Genomic DNA, 18477 nt, shown 5'->3' on the forward strand with positions numbered 1-18477 from the left:
AGGAAGAAAGCTTCTCCCGGCCCGGCAGGGTCATAGCATGCCGCATGTGGCCTCCTTTGCGCAGCGATCGTCATCACTCAGGCTTCGGCAGGCGCTTCGAGGATGGCAACGGCCTTGACACTCACATTGTTCTTCGTCGCATCGGTATAGGGGCAGACCTTCAACGCGCGCTCGACCAGCGAGTCCGCCGTGACCTGGTCGATGCCGTGCAGGATGGTCGCGAAGGACAGGGAGAGGCGGTAGGCATCCTCGAAATTCTTGTAGAGCGAGACCTCGGCCTCCACCATGCAGCCTTTTACCGGCAGGCGGTCCGCGCGGATGATGTGGCGCACCGAGTTCTCGAAGCAGGCCGCGTAGGCCGCAGCGAAGAGCTGCTCGGGATTCGCCCCGGGCTTCGTGCCGCCCAGCTCCGCAGGCTGGGCGAGATCGACCTTCAAACGGCCGTCTTCGCTCTGCACGCGGCCATTGCGGCCACCCTGGCTGAATACGCGGGTCTTGTAGATGAGATCCATGACGGCTCCTGTGATCGGGTCGGGGGGCGGACAGCGCGCCCTGCGCGACCTGCCCTGCGGGCTTACTAGCAAGAGCCGTACGCAAGCACGCAGGATCCGCCCGGCATGCAGCGTGCAGGCCCGCTGGCCTCATTCCGGCGCCTGCCATGGCAGGCATGGCGGCGCGAAAGTGACAGCCGAAAGTGACAAAAGTGACGCAGCGCACGCGACCTCGCTGCGGCAAAGGCCGCCTGCTGCGGCCCCTCGCCGGGCTGGCACCAAGCTTGCGTGAGAGCGACGATACCTTCTCATTGCGGGGAGTCGAACATGCTCGATACGATCATCGTCGGTGGTGGCGTCTGCGGTCTTCATCTCGCGGGCAAGCTCCAGTCCACCGGTCAGGACTATCTGCTGATCGAGGCCCGTGACCGCCTCGGCGGACGTGTCGAGACCGTCCCCGGCAGCGAGCGCGAGGTGGCAGCCGACCTCGGGCCGAGCTGGTTCTGGCCCGGCACGCAGCCGCGCATGGCCCGTCTGGTTGAAGAGCTCGGGCTCAGGAGCTTTCCGCAGCATGACACCGGCACCATCCTCCATCTGCCTAAAGGTGACGGCAGCCCCGAGCCGCTGCCGCAAAGCAGCGTGCATATCGAGGCGCGCCGCCTCCACGGCGGCATGGGCATGCTGATCGACGCACTCGCCGGGCGTTTGCCGGCAGGGCGCATCCGGCTCCGGGTCGAGCTCACCCGGCTCATCGACCGTGGAGATCATGTCCAGCTTGAATGCCTGCAGGATGGCGTGCCGCTCACACTCGACGCACGTCATGTCGTGCTTGCTCTTCCGCCGCGTCTCGTCGCCAGCAGGATCGTCTTCGAGCCTGCGCTATCCGATCCGCTGCTGGAAATCCTGCGTGCCACGCCGACCTGGATGGCTGCGCAGTGCAAATCGATCAGCCGTTTTCCGGTCGCGTTCTGGCGGGCCTCCGGGCTCTCGGGCAATGCCTTCGTGACGCATGCCCAGGCGGTGCTGGGCGAGATCTTCGATGCCAGCGGCGAGCACGGAACGCCTGCGGCACTGGGTGGCCTCTCCGCGCTGCCGGCCACCGTGCGCACCGCTTTCTGCAAGGTGCATGATCTGATGATCCACAGCCAGTATGCCCAGCTCTTCGGCCCTGCCGCAGCGCAGGGCGAACTCTTCGTCCGTGACTGGGCCGCAGAGCCCTTCACCTGCACCGAGCTCGATCTCGTGGTCGCCAGCGCCCATCCGCAGGATGGCATCCCGGAACTGGCGAGTGCGCACTGGAGCGGCCGGCTCTTTCTCGGTGGCAGTGAAACCGCCGCGCAGTCGGCCGGTTACCTCGAGGGCGCGCTGGATGCCGCTGAGCGCATTGCGCGTGAGCTCTCTGCCCGCGCGACGGATCCCCTGCGTTCCGAGCGGGCTGACCTGCGCGAGAACCGCGCCTGCCTCGAGCGCTTTCATCGCAGCGTGTCGCTGCTGCGCACCAACGCGATCGAAAGATATGTCACGGGCATCAAGCGTGCGCTCAGCTCGCAGCAGAGCGAGGATATGACGCAGATCGTGCTGATCGAGGTGGCGGCACACGCCTATGCCGCTGCGCTCGAATGCCTGCAGGGCCTGCCGCTGCAGCTCGGCGAAGCGCGCGTCGAGCATGGCCGGGTCAGTCTCACCCCGGCACTGCTCGCGGCCTTCAGCGGCTTCACGAACGACCTGTTGCGCGACGTGCAGCAGCACAACGCGAGCTCCTGCGCGATTTCGAATTTCCCGGCCGAACAGAAACTCAATCAGGCCTATCTGCAGGCGATCCGGCGTGACCTCGCGGCGCAGTGGCGCGAGTTCGCCCTGGCGCTCAACGAGCAGTTGCTCGAACGCATGGAACAGGTCGCGATTCCGGACTGAGACCGTTTTCTTCCGCCTTTGGTGGATTCGGGCGCGTCTGAGGGGGCGCGCCCTTTTTTTTCCCCAGGCCAGGCGAGCGCATCAGACCGAAGTTGCCAAAACGGACGCATGCACGCAAAGGCATGTTCCCTTTGTCGCAATGCCGGAAGCTTTGTCTGCTGGCACGACGCCGGACAAAACGTACAAAGCCTTGCGCAGCAAGGAAAACAGGCCGTGGCACGGATCTGGCTATCTAGCCTGTACCCACCCCGACACAGCAGCCGGGAGGCTCTGACAAAGGTGTGGCGCAGCCGAGGCCGGACAGGCTCTCGCGCAGCAGGACGAAGCAGCCAGCAGATCAGGGTCTCCCGGGTTTTCAAGGAGTACGTCATGCAGAGCACAGCGAGCTACATCAATATCGCAGACCTGAAAGCCAGCGGCAAAGCCCTGGCCGATGCACACGACCTGCCGGCCACCGGCGGAGGGTGTGGCACGCATGGTGGCGAAGGCAAGGCAAGCTGCGGCTCCTCCGGCGGCCCGGACGACATGCCGCAGGAAATCTGGGACAAGGTGAAGAACCACCCCTGTTACTCCGAAGAAGCCCATCATCATTACGCCCGCATGCATGTGGCCGTGGCACCGGCCTGCAACATCCAGTGCAACTACTGCAATCGCAAGTACGACTGCTCGAATGAATCGCGCCCCGGTGTCGTCAGCCAGAAGCTCACGCCCGAGCAGGCGGTGAAGAAAGTGCTGGCCGTGGCCAGCGAGATTCCGCAGATGACGGTGCTGGGCATCGCCGGCCCCGGCGACTCGCTCGCCAGCCCGAAGAAAACCTTCGAGACCTTCCGCATGCTCCAGGAGCAGGCGCCGGACATCAAGCTCTGCCTCTCCACCAACGGTCTGGCCCTGCCCGACATGGTCGACGAGATCTGCAAGTACAACATCGACCATGTGACGATCACCATCAACATGGTCGACCCGGAAATCGGCGCCAAGATCTACCCGTGGATCTTCTGGGATCACAAGCGGGTGACCGGCGTGGAAGCCGCGCGCATCCTGCATGAGCGCCAGATGCTGGGTCTTGAGATGCTGACCGCCCGCGGCGTGCTCACCAAGATCAACTCGGTGCTGATTCCCGGCGTCAATGACGAACACATGATCGAGGTGAACAAGGCTGTCAAGGCACGCGGCGCCTTCCTGCACAACATCATGCCGCTGATCTCGGAGCCGGAACACGGCACATACTTTGGCCTTAACGGCCAGCGTGGCCCCACCGCGCAGGAGCTCAAGGCCGTTCAGGACGCCTGCATGGGCGGCGCCAATCTGATGCGCCACTGCCGCCAGTGCCGGGCGGACGCCGTCGGCCTGCTCGGCGAGGACCGCAGCTCCGAATTCACCCTCGACAAGATCGAGGAAATGGAAGTCGTCTATGACTTCGACCGTCGCCGCAGCTATCAGGACAAGGTCGAGACCGAGCGCCAGGCTCAGCACGCAGCCAAGCTCGAAGCCCTGGCCGCCACCACCGGCAGCAGCGCCGATATTGACGATGGCATGAAGGTGCTGGTCGCGGTCGCCACCAAGGGCGGCGGCCGGGTCAATGAGCACTTCGGCCATGTCACCGAATTCCAGGTCTTCGAGGTGTCGGCGAAGGAAGCGCTTTTCGTCGGTCACCGCCGGGTCGACCAGTATTGCCAGGGCGGGTTCGGTGACGATGAGCAACTGCCTTCGGTGGTGCGCGCCATCAACGATTGCCATGCCGTGCTGGTGGCCAAGATCGGCGCCTGTCCGCGTGACGAACTCAAGGGTGCGGGCATCGAACCGGTCGATGGCTATGTCGATGAGTTCATCGAAAAGGCGGCGCTGTCGTGGTTCGCCGATTACCGCGCGCGCATCGCGGCCGGCGAGACGGTGCACATCGAGCGCGGCGATGCCTCGATCCGCCAGGGCGCCTATACCGCGGCCGCCTGAAGACTCACCTGCCCTCCTGCCGCGTGACAGCGCGGCAGGAGGGCGGACCTACCGGATACAGACGAGAGAAGGAGCGCCCCCAATGTCCTTGAAAATCGTTGCCAACCAATGCACCGGCTGTTCCGCCTGCGAACCCGAGTGTCCCAATGACGCGATCAGCGAAGTGAAGAACCTCTTCGTGATCGATCCCGATCTCTGCACCGAATGCGAAGGGCATTTCGACACGCCGCAATGCGTGGCCGTCTGCCCGATCGACGAGTGCATCGTTCCACTGGTAACCGCCTGAGGCCATCATGACCAACGTCACGCTCACACCCGCTGCAAACAAGTTCATCTCCCGCATGGTCCGCTTCTCCGGCCAGCCTGCGGGTGCCGGCTTTCGCCTGCATGTCACCGAAGGTGGCTGCTCCGGGCTGAATGCCGAATTCACGGTTGAAGCGGCGCCGCTTGCCGGGGATTCCATCGTCGAGGTGGGTGGCCTGAAGATGTTCTTCACTTCAGCCTCGCGCCTGCTGCTCGAAGGCGTGACGATTGATTTCACCGACACGCCTACCAAGAGCGGCCTGACCTTCATCAACCCGAACCAGGCACCGTGCGCCTGCAGCAGCAGTGGCCCGGGCGATCACGCCCACGGCCACGCACATGGCAACGCGCCGGCCTACGCCACGGTGTCGATCGATTCGATCCGCCGCAGCTGAGCCCACTCAAGGAACGGAGCCACGGCCATGAACCCAGGCATCGGCAGCACAGAACAGGACGCCCCGGACCTGGACGGCATGGATGCCGCCGTGCTCGGGCATGGCCTGCCTGTCGAAGCCGAGCGGCTGATCGCCCGCGCCGGCCTGATCCGCAATCAGGTGCGCGAAGCGCAGACCCTGCTCGAAGCCGCCTGGCAGCTGGCGCCGAAGCACCCGGCCACGCTGATCGCGCTCTATCGTTTCCACTTCTATGGCAACCGCCTGGCCGAGGCCCGCGAGATCGCGATGCTGGCGCTCGCGATGGCGAGCAGCGCGCTGGGCATTCCGCAGGACTGGAGCGATGTTCGCCCGGGCCCGCGCTTTACTGCGCTCGAAGCCCTGCCCCGCTTCTACCTTTTCAGCCTCAAGGGCTTCGCCTATCTGTCGCTGCGGCTGGGCGAGATCGACCTGGGCCGCGCAGTGGTGCAGAAACTTGCCGAGCTGGATCCGCAGAACCGTGTCGGTCATGCGGTGCTCGCGGAGGTGATTGCCCGCATCGGCCGGGAAGACGCCGACTACGAGGACTGTGGCGACGAGCCGGCGGCCAGCCTGCCGCGTGGAGCCAAGCCATGATCGAGCGCGACTGGCCCGCCGATGAACCCGACATCCCGATCGTCGACTGGGAAGGCCGGGCTATCGATTGCTCGGACTGCGAGGTACGCCGCACCGATGCGCGCTGCGAGCGCGGCCACGCCTGCGTGCATGACCGCTATGCCAGGCGCATCGACCGCTTCTTCCGCTGGAACCCGGACCAGAGCAACGACTATCTCGATCATCCGTATTTCGAGGTGCGTGCGATTGCCTGCCGCCGTGCGGATGTATTCCGTCTGCCGCCGCTCATCCGCGATGAGGACGAGACCGTGCGCCTGTCGGTGGCCGTTCGCCTGCCGCTGGCCCAGGTCGTTCGTCTGCGCCGCGACCCGCATCGCGAAGTGCGCATCCGCGTCGCGATGCGGCTCGAAGGCAGCGATCTGCTCGCGATGGCAGACGACGAGGACTACTACGTGCGCAAGCTCGTCGCCCGCCGCCTGCCGCTGGCCTTGCTGCCGCGAATGATCGGTGACAGCGAATGGGAAGTGCGCATGGAAGCGGCAAAACGGCTGGAGATGCCGGAGCTGCTGCGCATGTGCGACGACCGCGAAACCGCGGTGCGGCGCGAAGTGGCCCGCCGTCTGCCCGAAGCCATGCTCGAGCGCATGGCACATGACCCGGATTGGGCGATCCGCTGGGAGACTGCCCAGCGCGCCAGCGCCGCGCTGGCCGGGCGCATGGCCAGCCAGGACGACGAGGAAGAGGTGCGCTTGGCCGCATGCGAACGGCTGGCGTCTCTCCGTCATGACGAAGGCATCAGCGAAGGAGTCTGCCATGGGTGACATCAGCCGCGACAGCGACACCGTAGAACTCACTGCACCGCCGGAGTTCAGTTACGGCGAGCGTGTCGTGACTCGCTACACGATCCGCAATGACGGCACCTACTGCGGCAAGGACATCGGCGAAGTGCTCGCGCACAAGGGCGACATCGGCTTCGTCACGAGTATCGGCAACTTCCTGCAGCAGTACTACATCTACGCAGTCGAGTTTCTCGACACCGGCAATCGCGTCGGCATGCGCGGGCGTGAGCTGGTCTCGCTCGACAAGCTGCCGCCGCATGTCATCGAAGCGCTCGGGCCGGAAAAGCTCGAACGCCTGCGCGAAATCCGCCCGGGAGACCAGAGCGATGCCGTCGCGCAGCCCCTCTCAGTCCAGTCCGAAAAGGAGCCTGATCATGTTCGAGTTGCGTGAGCCGAAATTCCAGTGGGGCCAGCGTGTGGCCTCACAGGTCGAGATCTTCAATGACGGCAGCTATCCGGAAGTGGAAGACGACGCGCTGCTGGTCCCCCCCGGCACGCCCGGCGAGATCGTGCAGGTAGGTCATCATGAAGAGGCCAACCTGCCGATCTACATGGTCGAGTTCGGCGGTCTCTCGCTGGGCAGCGGCCCCTGTGTGGTCGGTGTTTTCGAAGAGGAAATCGCGCCCGTCTGAGCGCGAGACGCATCATGGCCGTCCGGGTCCGAAGCGATTCTCCCCTGCGTGTCAGCGCCGTCGTCAGTGAGCGGGAGCTCACGCGCCGGCGGATCGAACGCGCCCTTCACGATCGCAAGCGCTATCGCTATGTGAAGCCCGCCGTCACGACAACCGAAGAAGGCTGGCTGATCACCAGCCCCTGCTGCTCGCGCAACGTGGATCCGGATGGCGGCGTCATCGACATCGCCTGGCTGACCTGCCGTCACGAGATCTGGCATCTCCACGCCCGCAATGCCGGGCGCAGCGAGTGGGAGCTCCGGGCGAGTGACCCGCGCCTGGCCACGCTGCTCGAACTGCTTTGCGCCGATGAGGAAAGGGTGTTCTGGCCATGATCTATCTCGACAACAACGCCACCACCCGTCCGCTGCCGGAAGTAATCGCGGCGATGCAGCATGCGCTCGAATGCGGCTGGGGCAATCCTTCGTCGAAACATCCGAAGGGTCAGGACGCGAAAACCCTGCTCGCTGCCGCGCGCGCCGAAATCTCGGCCTTCATCGGTGCGCAGCCGGTCGAAGTGGTCTTCACCAGTGGCGCCACCGAATCCAATCATCATGTCCTGCACGGCGCCCTGATGCGGCCGGACATGCCGCGCCGGATCATTCTCTCGGCGGTGGAGCACGCGGGCTTTCTGAAGTCTGCCCTGCGCCTGCGTCAGGACGGCGTCGAGGTCGTGCTGCTCGATGTGGATACCGAAGGACGGGTGAAGATCGAAAGCCTGCGCGCCGCCCTGGAGCACGACGCCGCGCTCGTCTCGGTGATGGCCGCCAACAACGAGACGGGTGTGCTGCAACCGGTCGCCGAGATCTGCGCGCTGGTGCACAGCCGTGGCATTCCGATGCATGTGGATGCGACACAGATCGCAGGCAAGCTGCCTTTCAGCTTCGCCGGCTGCGGGGCCGATCTGCTCTCGCTCTCGGCCCACAAGCTGCACGGGCCGAAAGGCATTGGCGCACTGCTGATCCGCAAGGGGCTCACCTGGCCGGTGATGTTCTCCGGGCAGCAGGAGCGCGGCCGGCGCGGCGGCACCGAGAACCTGCCCGGCATCGCCGGCTTCGCGGCAGCCGCACGCCATGCCATGGCCACGCTGCATGACGAAGCCGAACGCCAGACCCGGCTGCGTGAAGCCTTCGAAGCCCGCCTGCGTGCGATCCCTGCTTGCGTGATCCACGGCGCCGGCGCCGCCCGACTGCCCAACACCATCAGCCTGCGCATCGACGGGCTCTCGGCAGACCGGCTCCTGGGCACGCTCGAGCGCGAAGGCATCTGCGCCTCCTCGGGTGCGGCCTGCTCGTCCGGCGGTTCGAACCCTTCCCATGTGCTGCTTGCGATGGGCATCGAAGCCTCGCAGGCCCTGGGCGCCATCCGGATCTCGCTGGGCAGCGATACGGACGCGGAACAGCTTTCCCGACTTGCCGACCTCCTGCAGACGATGAGCGAATCGCTCCGCTCGGCTGCATCGGTCGGATGACACCTCAAGGAGCCGCAGCGATGAAAGTCATGATCCGCAGGAATGGCAAAGGCGAACTCTCGCTCTATGTGCCGAAGAAAGACCTGGAGGAGCCCATCGTGTCGATGGAGCGCCCGGAGATGTGGGGCGGCATGGTCACGCTCGGCAATGGCTGGGAAATGGCCCTGCCCGAAATGGCTGCCGACACCCGTCTGCCGATCACCGTCGAAGCCCGGCGCATGTCGGGAGACGAATGATGGCCATCACCGCCGAGCAACTGACCCATGTGGCCCGCCTCACGCTCTCGGCCGGCAGCGTGCGCGAGGCGGTCAGCGCCGTGCGTGACACCCTGCCCGGCCTGCGCGTGTCCGCCATCGATGCGTTTGACATGCGCGGTGAAGAGCCCGCGCTGCGCATCGGCGAACGCAACCTCTACCTGATGGAAAGCGATGGTCACTGCTGGTCGGTAACCCGTGATCCGGCCCAGGCCGCAGGCATCGTGCTGACCCAGAACTGAAGCGGATTGCCGACACAGGAGACGATCATGGAAAGCGACTGGATCCCGATATCGATAGCGGATGTGGCCGGGCGCGAAGAGCAGCTCGTGCAGCATGCGCTGCAGTCAGGCCGGCTCTCGAACGGCTTGATGGTCGAGGCCTTCGAAGCGGTCTTCGCGGACTTTCACGAACGCAAGTATGCGGTGGCGGTGTCCAGCGGCATGGCAGGCGCCTGGCTCTCGCTGCGCGCACTGGGCATCGGCCCGGGCGACGAAGTGATCGCCAGTGCCTACAGCTGGCACCACCTGGCGCACGCGATTGCCCATGTGGGGGCCACACCGGTCCTGGCCGATATCGATTACTGGTCGGGCTGCCTCTCGCCTACCAAGGCCGCAGAGAAGATCACGGCCAGAACGCGCGCCATCCTGGTCGGCAACTGCAACGGGCATCCGGCCGCCTGGCGCGAATTCCGCGAGCTTGCCAATGCCCATGGCATTGCGCTCATCGAGGACTCCTCCGAAGCAATCGGCTCGCGTTACTACGACGACCTCGTCGGCAGCTTCGGTGACCTGTCGATCTTCGACCTCTCTCAGCCGCTCGCGGTCTCCTGTGGCGAAGGCGGCATGGTGCTGACCGACGACGCCAGTCTCGCCTCAGAGCTCCGCTATCTGCGCGCACATTCACTCTCCGACCGCATGTCGGTCTCGGTGGGCAGCCGCGTGCCGCTGCAAAGCTGCATGAGCGATGTGTCTGCGGCCATCGGCATCGCGCAGATGGAACGCATCTACGAGATCCTGGCCCGGCGCAAGGTGGTCGAGACCTTCTATCACGCCGTCATGCAGACCTTCGAAGGCATCAAGCCGCCCTACATCGCGGAGGGCGTTACCGAAGTGCACTGGATGCTCTACATCGTGCATCTGGGCAAGCGCTTCACTGCCAGCGCGCGCGCCCAGCTGATCGAGGATCTCGATGACGAGGCGATCGAGGTGGCGGCCTACAGCCGGCCGCTCTACCAGCACTTCCATTACGCCAGCTATGGCTACGGCAAGGGGCAACTGCCCAATTGCGAACGCATCGCGGACCGCTCGCTGGCCCTGCCCTTCCACGGCTTCATCAGCGAAGACGAAGTGCGCTTCATCGTCGGCACGCTCAAGGATGCAGCCACCAACGTCGGCGCAGGCGTGCCGATCTACTGAAGACACCGATCCAGAGGATACGATCATGACCCTCCCGCCCGACCTCCTTGCCAGCCTGCGCGCAGGCAGTCTCGTTCCCTACCTCGGCCCGGACGTGCTGTCGCTGGTGCCGGAGTACCAGGTGCCGGCCTCTCCTGAAGCGCTGGTGGCCCTGCTCACCGCCAAGGTGACTGTGCCGCACAAGATCAGGAACCGGCTCACGCAGGCCGCGCAGTTCATCGAGAACTTCAAGCACCGCAAGACGCTGGTCGATCAGATGAACGCGGCCTTCCTGCCTGCACCGGTCCCCTCCGGTCTGCATCTGTGGCTGGCAAGCCAGAAGCTGCCGCTGATCGTGGATACCTGGTATGACGAAGCCATGTCGGCCGCCCTGCATGAGACAGGCGCGAAGTGGGGCGAGGTGCAGGGCCTGTCGCAGTCCGAGCACTTCGGTACCTGGACCGGCTGGTACGACGGCAACGGCAATGCCGTGCCCGAGCGCGCGCCGGAGTGGGACACCCTGCTCTACAAGCCGATCGGCAGCGCTTCGCCAGCGGCCAACTACCTCGTGTCGGACTCCGACTATGTTGAGGTGCTCACCGAGATCGACATCCAGACGCCGATCCCCGCCGAAGTCCAGGCGCTGCGCGCCGGCAAGAATTTCCTCTTCCTCGGCTGCCGTTTCAACGACCAGCTTTCGCGCAGTTTCGCGCGCCAGATCATGAAGCGCTCCTCTGGTCAGCACTGGGCCGTCATGCCGGAAGAACTCACGCGCATGGAAAAGCTCTTCATCGCAGAGCAGCACATCACCCGCATTCCCGTTTCACTGGCCGAATTCGTTGAGCAGCTGACAACGCGCCCGGCCGAACTTCAGCCCGCTTGAACCAGACAGGAGTCCAAAGCAATGTCCGTACTGACCATCATGCCCTCCGGAAAGACGACCGAAGTCAGCCCGGGAACCTCGCTGATCTCCGCCATCACCGCCTCCGGCGAGACGCTCGCCTGCACCTGTGGCGGCCAGGGTGGTTGCGAGTCCAGCCATGTCTTCATCCTCGAAGGCCGCAAGACCTTGTCCAAGGCCGAGCGCACCGAACACGCGATGCTCGACGGCATCGTCGGCGTGAGCTCCAAGTCTCGTCTGGCCTGCCAGGCCAGGATGGGCGAAGAGGCCGTCACGGTCGAGATCCTGTCCTTCGTCTGAGCCGCAGCGCCGGGGCGGCAACGCCTCCGGCCCGCGTACTGAAAACAAAAGATCCCCAACAGAGAGCACCCATCATGAGTTACGACGCAATCAAGGCCGATCGCCAGTTGTGCACCGGCTATCGCAAGGGCGGCCAGGCCGCCAAATGCAACGGACAGCTGTACCGCTGCACGGCCTGTGCCACCACCGGTTGCCGCCAGACCTATGTCGACAACTGTTCGGAACAGGCTTTCGATGTGAACTGGAAGTGCGTCAAGTGCGGCGCCATCAACCAGAAGGAAGGCCCGCTCAACTTCGTCAACCGCATCGGTGCCTGAGCCCGCGGCGATGGTCAGCAGACCATCGCCCGAACACACCGGAGAAGCCTGCATGGCGAACATCCGAACGAACGCCCTCTTCAATGCCGCCACCCTGGCCAACATCGAGGAGGCCGGCAGCTCCATCCTGATCCTGACCGAGGGGCTGGAGCGCGAGGAATTCCTGCGCTCGCGCCTCACCCGCGGCGAGGCCGTGCGCCTGCTTCAGCTGATGGCAGACAGCATCGGCCAGCTGCCGGCCAGCCTGCATGAGGCCATGCCGGAGCTCGGTTTCGATGGCTGGCGCAGCACTGCGAAACAGCTTGCCGGCGCTCGCGAGGCGGCCGACGAAGCACTCTGGTTTGCGGTGCTTTCGCTGGTGCCGGCCACCCTGATGTGGTTGCGGACCTACCGCCACAACCAGCCCGAGCTGTTCGTTTTCGCCACGCCCTGAGCCTCGCGCAAGCGCCTGAAGAAAGGAAATTGCCCGATGTCCCGCTCCTGCCGAATCCTGCTGCCTGCCGGGCAGCTTCCTGCATCGGGCGCGGTGCAGGCGGGTCTCAAGTCATTGGGCTACCAGCTCGATCTCGAGGGCCTCGATCTGGCGGACGCGAGCGGTTTTCAGGGCTGCGTGCTCGATGGCGAGGATGCCGGCTTTTCGGTCGCACGGGACGATGAAGGCCTGACCCTGCGCTGGTCGGGCGACCCGCGCGAGCAGTGTGCCGCGCTGATGCTCGCCCGCGCGCTGCAGACGCTCACGGATGCCACCGTCAGCATCGGTGGCGGCGCGCCGGTTCAGGCCGCAGCACTCGGGCAGCGTGTGAGCGAGCTGCTGGAAGAAATGTAGGCACCTGCGATGAAGCTTGGCCAGCTGATCGCCCTGCTCAAGGAGTATCCGGCCGAGGCCAGCGTGCTGCTCGAGGGCGACGCCGGCTATTCACCCCTCGGCGGGCTCAGCCTGATCCGGAATGAAGGGGGACTGCCGGACGAGCTGATCTTTCATCCGGATATGACGCCCGACTGAATGGCACACGCGCCCGGCGCCTTCAGTCCAGCAGCCTGCGCACGCTTTCGGCGTCGACCGGTCTGGAGTACAGATAGCCCTGACTGAAGCGGCAGCCTTCATCGAGCAGGAAACGGTGCTGGGCCTCGGTCTCGACGCCCTCGGCCACCACATCCAGCCCCACGGACTCACCGAGCTTGAGCACCGCCCGCGCGATGGCCGCATCGTTGTTGTCGCCCGGAATGTCACACACGAAGGAGCGGTCGAGCTTGAGCTTGCTGACCGGCAGACGCTTGAGATAGGCCAGCGACGAATAGCCGGTGCCGAAGTCGTCGATCGCGATGCCGAAGCCGAGCGTGCGCAGCCGCTCGAGCCGCTGGATGGCTTCACGGCTTTCATGCATCACGAAGCTCTCGGTGAGCTCGAGCGTGATGAGCGCGGGATCACAGCCGGTCTCGAACAGGATCTGCTGCGCCAGCGCCACGAAATCGGCCTGCATGATCTGTTTGCCGGAAACATTCACCGCCATGAAGGACAGCGCGATGCCGGCATCCTGCCAGCGCTTCATCTGCAGGCAGGCCGTGCGCAGCACCCAGGCCCCCAGCGGGTGGATGAGGGCGCTCTCTTCAGCAGCGGGGATGAACTTGGCCGGCGGCACCCAGCCGCGGATTTCATGATGCCAGCGCACCAGCGCCTCGACACCGGCACAGCGGCGCGTCTTCACATCCACCACCGGCTGGTAGTGAAGCTGCAACGCCCCCGCATCGAGCGCCTGATGCAGCTCGGTCTGCAGGGCCATGCGCTCGACCAGCGAGGCCGACATTTCGGCGTCATAGAAATGAATCTGGTTCTTGCCCGAAGCCTTGGCGCGGTACATCGCCAGATCGGCATTCTTGAGCAGGCTGCCGGCGTCCTGCCCGTCCTCGGGATAGCAGGCAATCCCCATGCTGGCCGAGATGCAGAAATCACCGAAGCCCACGTTCATTGGCGTGGAAAGAGCTTCGAGGATTTTCTGTGCGACCTGCATGAACCCCAGCTGCTGCTCGACGTTTTCGATCAGCACGAGGAACTCGTCGCCGCCCAGGCGGCCCACGGTATCGCTCTGACGCGTGGAGGCCTTGATCCGCTCGGCCACGATGCACAGCAGCGCATCCCCAGCGGTATGGCCCAGGGTGTCATTGACCTGCTTGAAGTTGTCGATGTCGATGAAAATCAGCGCCAGGCGATGCGGACCCCGTGCAGCGTTCTGAACGGCATGCCGGAGGCGGTCGGCAAACAGGGTGCGGTTCGGAATGTCGGTCAGCACGTCATAGTGCGCCAGATAGTTGATCCGCTCCTGCGAGACTTTCTGCTCGGTGATGTCGTAGAGCGTGGCGATGTAGCGGTCCAGTCGGCCCGCATCGTCGCGCATCGAGGAAATGTTGATCCACAGCGGCACGACGCGTCCGTCCTTGCGACGCTGCCAGATTTCGCCCTGCCAGCTGCCGGTCTGGCGCAGGGTGTCGCGCATCTCGTCGAAGAAGGCCGCATCATGCCGGTCCGACTGCAGGTCCTTCAGTGCCCGGCCGCGGATCTCCTCGCGGCTGTAGCCAAGGATCTGCTCGAAGGCCGGATTGACCTTGGTGATGGTCAGGTCCGGCAGTGCAATCAGGATGCCGTCGAGGGTGTTGTCGAACACATTGGCGGCCAGGCGGAGTTCCTCCTCGGCCTGGATGCGCACGGTGCAGTCCGCGACCGATACGATCACATAGCGGCGGTCTCCCTCCTGGAAGGGCGCAAGCCCGGCTTCGACCGGAAACTCGCTGCCATCGCGACGCCGTGCATGCAGCTCACGACCCACGCCCATCTGGCGCGGCGTGGTCGTGCGGATGAACTGCGCCCGCATCTCGCGATGCGCTTCCCGCCGGCCGAGCGGAACCAGTACTTCGATGGATTGCCCCAGGAGCTCGCTGCGCGCATAGCGGAAAATCTCCTCGGCGCGCTGATTCACCTTCTCGATCCGGCCCGACTCGTCGACCAGCAGCACGGCTTCCGGCATCAGATCGATCATGCGATCCAGCCGGGCCTCGACCTCCTGCTGCATTGCCTGCGCGAGCTTGATGTCTTCGATGTCGGTGTTGCTGCCGAACCATTTCACGATCCGGTCACGCACGTCCCGCATGGGCAGCGCCAGGGTACGGAACCAGCGATAGACACCATCGTGACGCCGGATGCGGAACTCGATCATGAAGTCGGCGCCCCGGGCTGCCGTCGCGTTCCAGTGATCGATGGTGCGCTGCCGGTCTTCCGGATGAATCTGTTCGAGCCAGCCAAAGCCCAGCTGCAGGCTTTCGGCGACACCGGTGTAGCGCACCCATTGCGGGCTCAGATAGTCGCAGGGGCCATCCGGCGCGCAGGTCCACACCAGCTGTGGCAGTGATTCAGCGACCTGGCGGAAACGCCGCTCGTTCTCGCGCAGCGCCTCGGCGGCTTCGACCTGTTCGGTCAAATCCCGGTTCACCCCGACCAGGCGGACGGGCAGGCCATTGTCGTCACGTACCACGATAGCGGCCGACTGGATATGCCGCACGCTGCCGTCCGGCCAGAGGATGCGGAATTGCGTCGAGACGTTGTGGGCCGTCAGGACTGCATTGCGAAGCGTCGCCTCGACCGCTTCGATGTCGTCGGGATGCACGCGGCTGCGCCAGAAGTCGTAATCGGCTCCGCTGCGCCGGACGGCCTCCGGAGACTGGTAGATCTCGTGCTGGCGCTCGTCGAACTGCAGGCGGTTCGTTGCGAGGTCGCGCACCCAGACGCCGAGCTCGGCCGCCTGCGTGGCGAGCATGAGATGTTTGCGGTTCTCGAGCAGTTGCGCTTCCATCTGCTTGCGCTCGCAGATATCCCGCCAGGTTGCCAGCAGCAAGCGGCGACCGCCGCGATGGACGACGGAAGCCATGACATCCGTCCAGAGGTCCGTACCGTCCGGGCGCCGCCGCACCCATTCGAAGTGATGCGAGCCTTTCTCCAGCGCCTCCCGCATGTGCTGCCGTGCGACGGCCCGGGTGTTGCGACCCTCGGCCTGTTCTGGCGGCAGCAGGTCGAACAGCGAACGGCCGACGACCTGCTCGCCCGCCACGCCCAGCATCCGCTCGGCTGCGCCATTGCACTCCAGCACGAGACCCGCTTCCGGATCGAGCACCACGAAGCCATCGGGCGAGAACTCGAACAGGGACGCGTAGCGCGTCTGGTAGTCCTGCAGTTCGCGCTCGATGCGTCGCATGGCAGTAAGGTCTTCAAACACCATCAGGGCGCTGGAGCGCTCGGCGTCTGGCATGCGACGCGGCGTCACCACCAGTCGCAGCCAGCGTCCATCCTCGCCCGCAAGTTCCTGGCTGAAGCCCTTGCCGAGGTGAATGGCGGTCTGCACGCGAGGCGCAAGCTCCGTCGCATCGAAGCGCCAGGGCAGATCATCGAAGGCCCAGCCTTCGGCGAGCAAGGCGCCCTTCAGGATCTGTTCGCAGGCGGCATTGAGCGGTGTGACATGCATCGATGCGCTGACCCGCAGCATCGGCTGGGGCAGCCCCTGAAGGAGCTCGGCCAGATCGTCGGACGATGGAACGCGGGGCTTGCGCTCACCACCGCGCCGAAGCGCACGCGTGGCAGGAAGCGCTGTGCAGCCCTGCGCGCCAGCCGGCGAAGAAGGGCTGGCAGCGTCGGTCAAATGCTTTTTCGTGCGTGCTGCGTTTCTCACGACCCGGTCCCTTGCGACGAGTGTTCTCGAGATGGCGAGCCACGCCCCGGGCAACCGGATGCCCCGGGGCGTGATCCGGATCTAGCACGACACGGCCTGGCGGCATCAGGCGACAATCGAGCTCGATCACCCGGGCAGGAACCTGACGCTGCCAGGCCGGGCTGCACGGAGACGGAAAGGCATGCCCGACCCGCACAGCGGACTCGCGAAGTCGACAGGCATCCTCAGGGCACGCCCGTCTACGACGGCTTTCCGGCATTCATCGGTGGCGCGCGAATACGGAGAATCCCCTAAGTGCGCTTGCGGGCAGCTTCCGGCCAGTCGTTCCGGTGAGCTCAGGGACGCTCAGCGCCGCGCCGCCACTCGCCCGGACTGAAACCGGTCATGCGCCGGAAGACGCCCGAGAAATGGGCGTGAGAGGCGAAGCCGAGGCTGCCTGCAATCTCGGTCACGCTCTCACGGTCCATCCGCAGGCGGCGCTTGGCATGCTCGATGCGCCGGACCATCACGAACTGATGCGGCGCCATGCCGAAGGCGTCACGAAAGGCCTGGCTGAAATGGGAGCGCGACAGACCGGCCAGCGCCGCCATCTCTGCAATGCTGAGCGCTGCGCCTAGGTTCTCTTCGATGTAATCGGCCACACGACGCAGGCGCCAGTCGGCCAGTACCTCGCGCCGACCCGTGCCCTGCCCGGCCAGGCGCTCGGCAAGCTTGGCAAAAGCTGCCAGGGCCAGGGACTCGCAGAACATTACATTGCGGAAGGGACGCTCGAGCTCTTCGGCCAGCATGAGCGAGATCCGGCTGATGGCGGCATCCGTGCCGGGCATGCCGGGCCTGAGCAGTTCAGGCCGCAGCCCGTGCCGGTCCGCGATCTCCTCCCAAAGCGAAACCGGCAGGTGCAGCGACAGGGTATTGCTGGGCCCCGTCCACCGGTTCCGACTCGGTACCTGAGCGGGCAGCAGGCTCAGGTCGCCAAAGCGCATCTGGCCGATGTAGCGGCGATCGGTTTCGAGTTCGAACACCGCGCCCCGCTCGGCAAGGCAGACGGCAATCAGGTGATGGTTGAGGCCGGGATTGGAGTGCCCTTCAGGATTGCTGCCCATGCGCCAGCGGCCAACCATGAAGTTGTCGGTCCCCAGAACCTGCGTGCGTCCATGCGGCACGACGAAGTCCGGCAGCGGGCCGATATCGAACTGGAAGCCTTTCCCCGGGTTGAACTTCATCGCAAGACCTCCGGCAGACCGCAGCAAACAGCCGGACGATTATGTACATCGCCGGCTGATTGTGGAAGCGCCCCTTCCGGCCCGTTTGGCATAGTCCGGGTGCGAGGAGGCCTGCTGCTCGAAGCGGTCCGGAATCGCAGCCGGAAATGCCCGGCGAACGCGGCCGCCGGACAGCAAGGGCGATGCCTCGCGGCCGGCAGCGGCCGATGCCCGGCACCTGTCGGGGCACACCGATGCCCGGATCCTTTCGCCACACTTGAAGAAACGGAGAACGTCATGCCCATGCTGACAGGAGCCTGCCTCTGCGGCGCAGTGAAATACAGCACCAGCGCGGCGCCGGTGATAAGCGGAAACTGCCATTGTCGCGATTGCCAGCGCAGCTCCGGCAGCGCCTATGCGCCGGTGTTCTTCGTGCCGCAAGGGGCGCTGAGCATCCGCGGAGAGGTTCGTTACTACCAGAGCACCGGCGGCAGCGGCCTGCCGGTCAGGCGAGGCTTCTGTCCGGTCTGCGGTTCGCAGCTCTTCGCCCTGGCAGAGCTCATGCCCGGCCTGATTTCGGTGCGGGCCGGCACTCTGGATGACACGCGTCAGTATCAGTCCGGCGTGGAGATCTTCGTCAGCCAGGCGGCCGTGTGGGATCACATTCCGGACGAGGCCCTGAAGTTCGACACCCTGCCGCCACGAACGCCCGGCGCCTGACCCTGAGCAATCAGGCCTGGCATCTGTCGCAGCGCTACAAGCACTCGCA

23 protein-coding genes are annotated in these 18477 nt (G+C 65.2%); 20 read left to right on the top strand and 3 right to left on the bottom strand.

Going from position 1 to position 18477, the window contains the following annotated elements; translation table 11 throughout:
• Positions 1 to 77: 77 nt before the first annotated feature.
• Positions 78 to 512, bottom strand: a complete 435-nt coding sequence (locus ABDB87_RS11795; protein ID WP_345927193.1) for an Ohr family peroxiredoxin — start codon at positions 510 to 512, stop codon at positions 78 to 80.
• Between the two features lie 306 nt (positions 513 to 818).
• Here ABDB87_RS11795 and ABDB87_RS11800 point away from each other — a divergent pair, with 306 nt between their 5' ends.
• The 19 genes from ABDB87_RS11800 (at position 819) to ABDB87_RS11890 (ending at position 12797) form a co-directional block, all read left to right on the top strand.
• The gene (locus tag ABDB87_RS11800; RefSeq protein ID WP_345927195.1) at positions 819 to 2405 is read left to right on the top strand and encodes a flavin monoamine oxidase family protein; all 1587 of its coding nucleotides are present in this window, start codon (positions 819 to 821) and stop codon (positions 2403 to 2405) included.
• 369 nt (positions 2406 to 2774) lie between these two features.
• The gene (gene nifB, locus ABDB87_RS11805) at positions 2775 to 4355 is read left to right on the top strand and encodes a nitrogenase cofactor biosynthesis protein NifB (RefSeq protein WP_345927197.1); all 1581 of its coding nucleotides are present in this window, start codon (positions 2775 to 2777) and stop codon (positions 4353 to 4355) included.
• A gap of 82 nt (positions 4356 to 4437) precedes the next feature.
• The gene (locus tag ABDB87_RS11810; protein ID WP_345927199.1) at positions 4438 to 4641 is read left to right on the top strand and encodes a YfhL family 4Fe-4S dicluster ferredoxin; all 204 of its coding nucleotides are present in this window, start codon (positions 4438 to 4440) and stop codon (positions 4639 to 4641) included.
• Positions 4642 to 4648: 7 nt separating this feature from the next.
• Entirely contained in the window at positions 4649 to 5053 is a 405-nt protein-coding gene (locus tag ABDB87_RS11815) for a HesB/IscA family protein (RefSeq protein ID WP_345927201.1), read from the top strand.
• A gap of 27 nt (positions 5054 to 5080) precedes the next feature.
• Positions 5081 to 5665 (top strand): tetratricopeptide repeat protein, encoded by a 585-nt coding sequence (locus tag ABDB87_RS11820; protein ID WP_345927203.1) that lies wholly within the window; start codon positions 5081 to 5083, stop codon positions 5663 to 5665.
• The gene (locus tag ABDB87_RS11825) at positions 5662 to 6465 is read left to right on the top strand and encodes a 4Fe4S-binding leucine-rich repeat protein (protein WP_345927205.1); all 804 of its coding nucleotides are present in this window, start codon (positions 5662 to 5664) and stop codon (positions 6463 to 6465) included. Before ABDB87_RS11820 ends, ABDB87_RS11825 begins: the two co-directional genes overlap by 4 nt.
• The gene (locus tag ABDB87_RS11830; RefSeq protein ID WP_345927207.1) at positions 6458 to 6874 is read left to right on the top strand and encodes a nitrogen fixation protein NifZ; all 417 of its coding nucleotides are present in this window, start codon (positions 6458 to 6460) and stop codon (positions 6872 to 6874) included. The genes ABDB87_RS11825 and ABDB87_RS11830 overlap by 8 nt, the downstream gene beginning before the upstream one ends.
• Complete coding sequence (locus ABDB87_RS11835; RefSeq protein ID WP_345927209.1) at positions 6858 to 7115, top strand: nitrogen fixation protein NifZ; 258 nt, start codon at positions 6858 to 6860, stop codon at positions 7113 to 7115. Before ABDB87_RS11830 ends, ABDB87_RS11835 begins: the two co-directional genes overlap by 17 nt.
• A gap of 14 nt (positions 7116 to 7129) precedes the next feature.
• Complete coding sequence (locus ABDB87_RS11840) at positions 7130 to 7489, top strand: DUF3024 domain-containing protein (RefSeq protein WP_345927211.1); 360 nt, start codon at positions 7130 to 7132, stop codon at positions 7487 to 7489.
• On the top strand, positions 7486 to 8625 hold the full coding sequence (locus ABDB87_RS11845; protein ID WP_345927213.1) for a cysteine desulfurase family protein: 1140 nt from the start codon (positions 7486 to 7488) through the stop codon (positions 8623 to 8625). The genes ABDB87_RS11840 and ABDB87_RS11845 overlap by 4 nt, the downstream gene beginning before the upstream one ends.
• Positions 8626 to 8645: 20 nt before the next feature.
• Positions 8646 to 8861: a putative nitrogen fixation protein NifT gene (gene nifT / locus ABDB87_RS11850; protein ID WP_345927215.1), complete on the top strand. Its 216-nt coding sequence runs from the start codon at positions 8646 to 8648 to the stop codon at positions 8859 to 8861.
• On the top strand, positions 8858 to 9121 hold the full coding sequence (locus ABDB87_RS11855; protein WP_345927216.1) for a hypothetical protein: 264 nt from the start codon (positions 8858 to 8860) through the stop codon (positions 9119 to 9121). The genes nifT and ABDB87_RS11855 overlap by 4 nt, the downstream gene beginning before the upstream one ends.
• Before the next feature lie 27 nt (positions 9122 to 9148).
• A complete protein-coding gene (locus ABDB87_RS11860) occupies positions 9149 to 10297 on the top strand; it encodes a DegT/DnrJ/EryC1/StrS family aminotransferase (protein ID WP_345927218.1) in 1149 nt (382 codons plus the stop codon).
• A gap of 25 nt (positions 10298 to 10322) precedes the next feature.
• Positions 10323 to 11159, top strand: a complete 837-nt coding sequence (locus ABDB87_RS11865; protein WP_345927220.1) for an SIR2 family NAD-dependent protein deacylase — start codon at positions 10323 to 10325, stop codon at positions 11157 to 11159.
• Between the two features lie 21 nt (positions 11160 to 11180).
• Positions 11181 to 11477 carry a 2Fe-2S iron-sulfur cluster-binding protein gene (locus ABDB87_RS11870; RefSeq protein ID WP_345927222.1) on the top strand — a complete coding sequence of 99 codons (297 nt, stop codon included), beginning with the start codon at positions 11181 to 11183 and terminating at the stop codon, positions 11475 to 11477.
• Between the two features lie 74 nt (positions 11478 to 11551).
• Positions 11552 to 11794, top strand: coding sequence for a hypothetical protein (locus ABDB87_RS11875; protein ID WP_345927224.1), 243 nt, complete (start codon positions 11552 to 11554; stop codon positions 11792 to 11794).
• 52 nt (positions 11795 to 11846) lie between these two features.
• Positions 11847 to 12227: a ubiquitin family protein gene (locus ABDB87_RS11880; RefSeq protein WP_345927226.1), complete on the top strand. Its 381-nt coding sequence runs from the start codon at positions 11847 to 11849 to the stop codon at positions 12225 to 12227.
• A 36-nt stretch (positions 12228 to 12263) separates the two neighbouring features.
• A complete protein-coding gene (locus tag ABDB87_RS11885; RefSeq protein ID WP_345927228.1) occupies positions 12264 to 12620 on the top strand; it encodes a hypothetical protein in 357 nt (118 codons plus the stop codon).
• A 9-nt stretch (positions 12621 to 12629) separates the two neighbouring features.
• Entirely contained in the window at positions 12630 to 12797 is a 168-nt protein-coding gene (locus tag ABDB87_RS11890; RefSeq protein ID WP_345927230.1) for a hypothetical protein, read from the top strand.
• A 22-nt stretch (positions 12798 to 12819) separates the two neighbouring features.
• On the opposite strand, the gene ABDB87_RS11895 is transcribed toward ABDB87_RS11890, so the two are convergent.
• Together ABDB87_RS11895 and ABDB87_RS11900 are read right to left on the bottom strand one after the other, a co-directional pair.
• Positions 12820 to 16476, bottom strand: coding sequence for a bifunctional diguanylate cyclase/phosphodiesterase (locus ABDB87_RS11895; RefSeq protein ID WP_345927232.1), 3657 nt, complete (start codon positions 16474 to 16476; stop codon positions 12820 to 12822).
• Between the two features lie 365 nt (positions 16477 to 16841).
• A complete protein-coding gene (locus ABDB87_RS11900) occupies positions 16842 to 17729 on the bottom strand; it encodes a helix-turn-helix domain-containing protein (RefSeq protein WP_345927234.1) in 888 nt (295 codons plus the stop codon).
• Positions 17730 to 18005: 276 nt separating this feature from the next.
• Here ABDB87_RS11900 and ABDB87_RS11905 point away from each other — a divergent pair, with 276 nt between their 5' ends.
• Entirely contained in the window at positions 18006 to 18428 is a 423-nt protein-coding gene (locus tag ABDB87_RS11905; protein WP_345927236.1) for a GFA family protein, read from the top strand.
• The last annotated feature ends 49 nt before the right edge of the window (positions 18429 to 18477 follow it).

The sequence above is a fragment of the Uliginosibacterium paludis genome (genome assembly GCF_039631355.1).
GTDB classification, from domain to species: Bacteria; Pseudomonadota; Gammaproteobacteria; order Burkholderiales; family Rhodocyclaceae; genus Uliginosibacterium; species Uliginosibacterium paludis.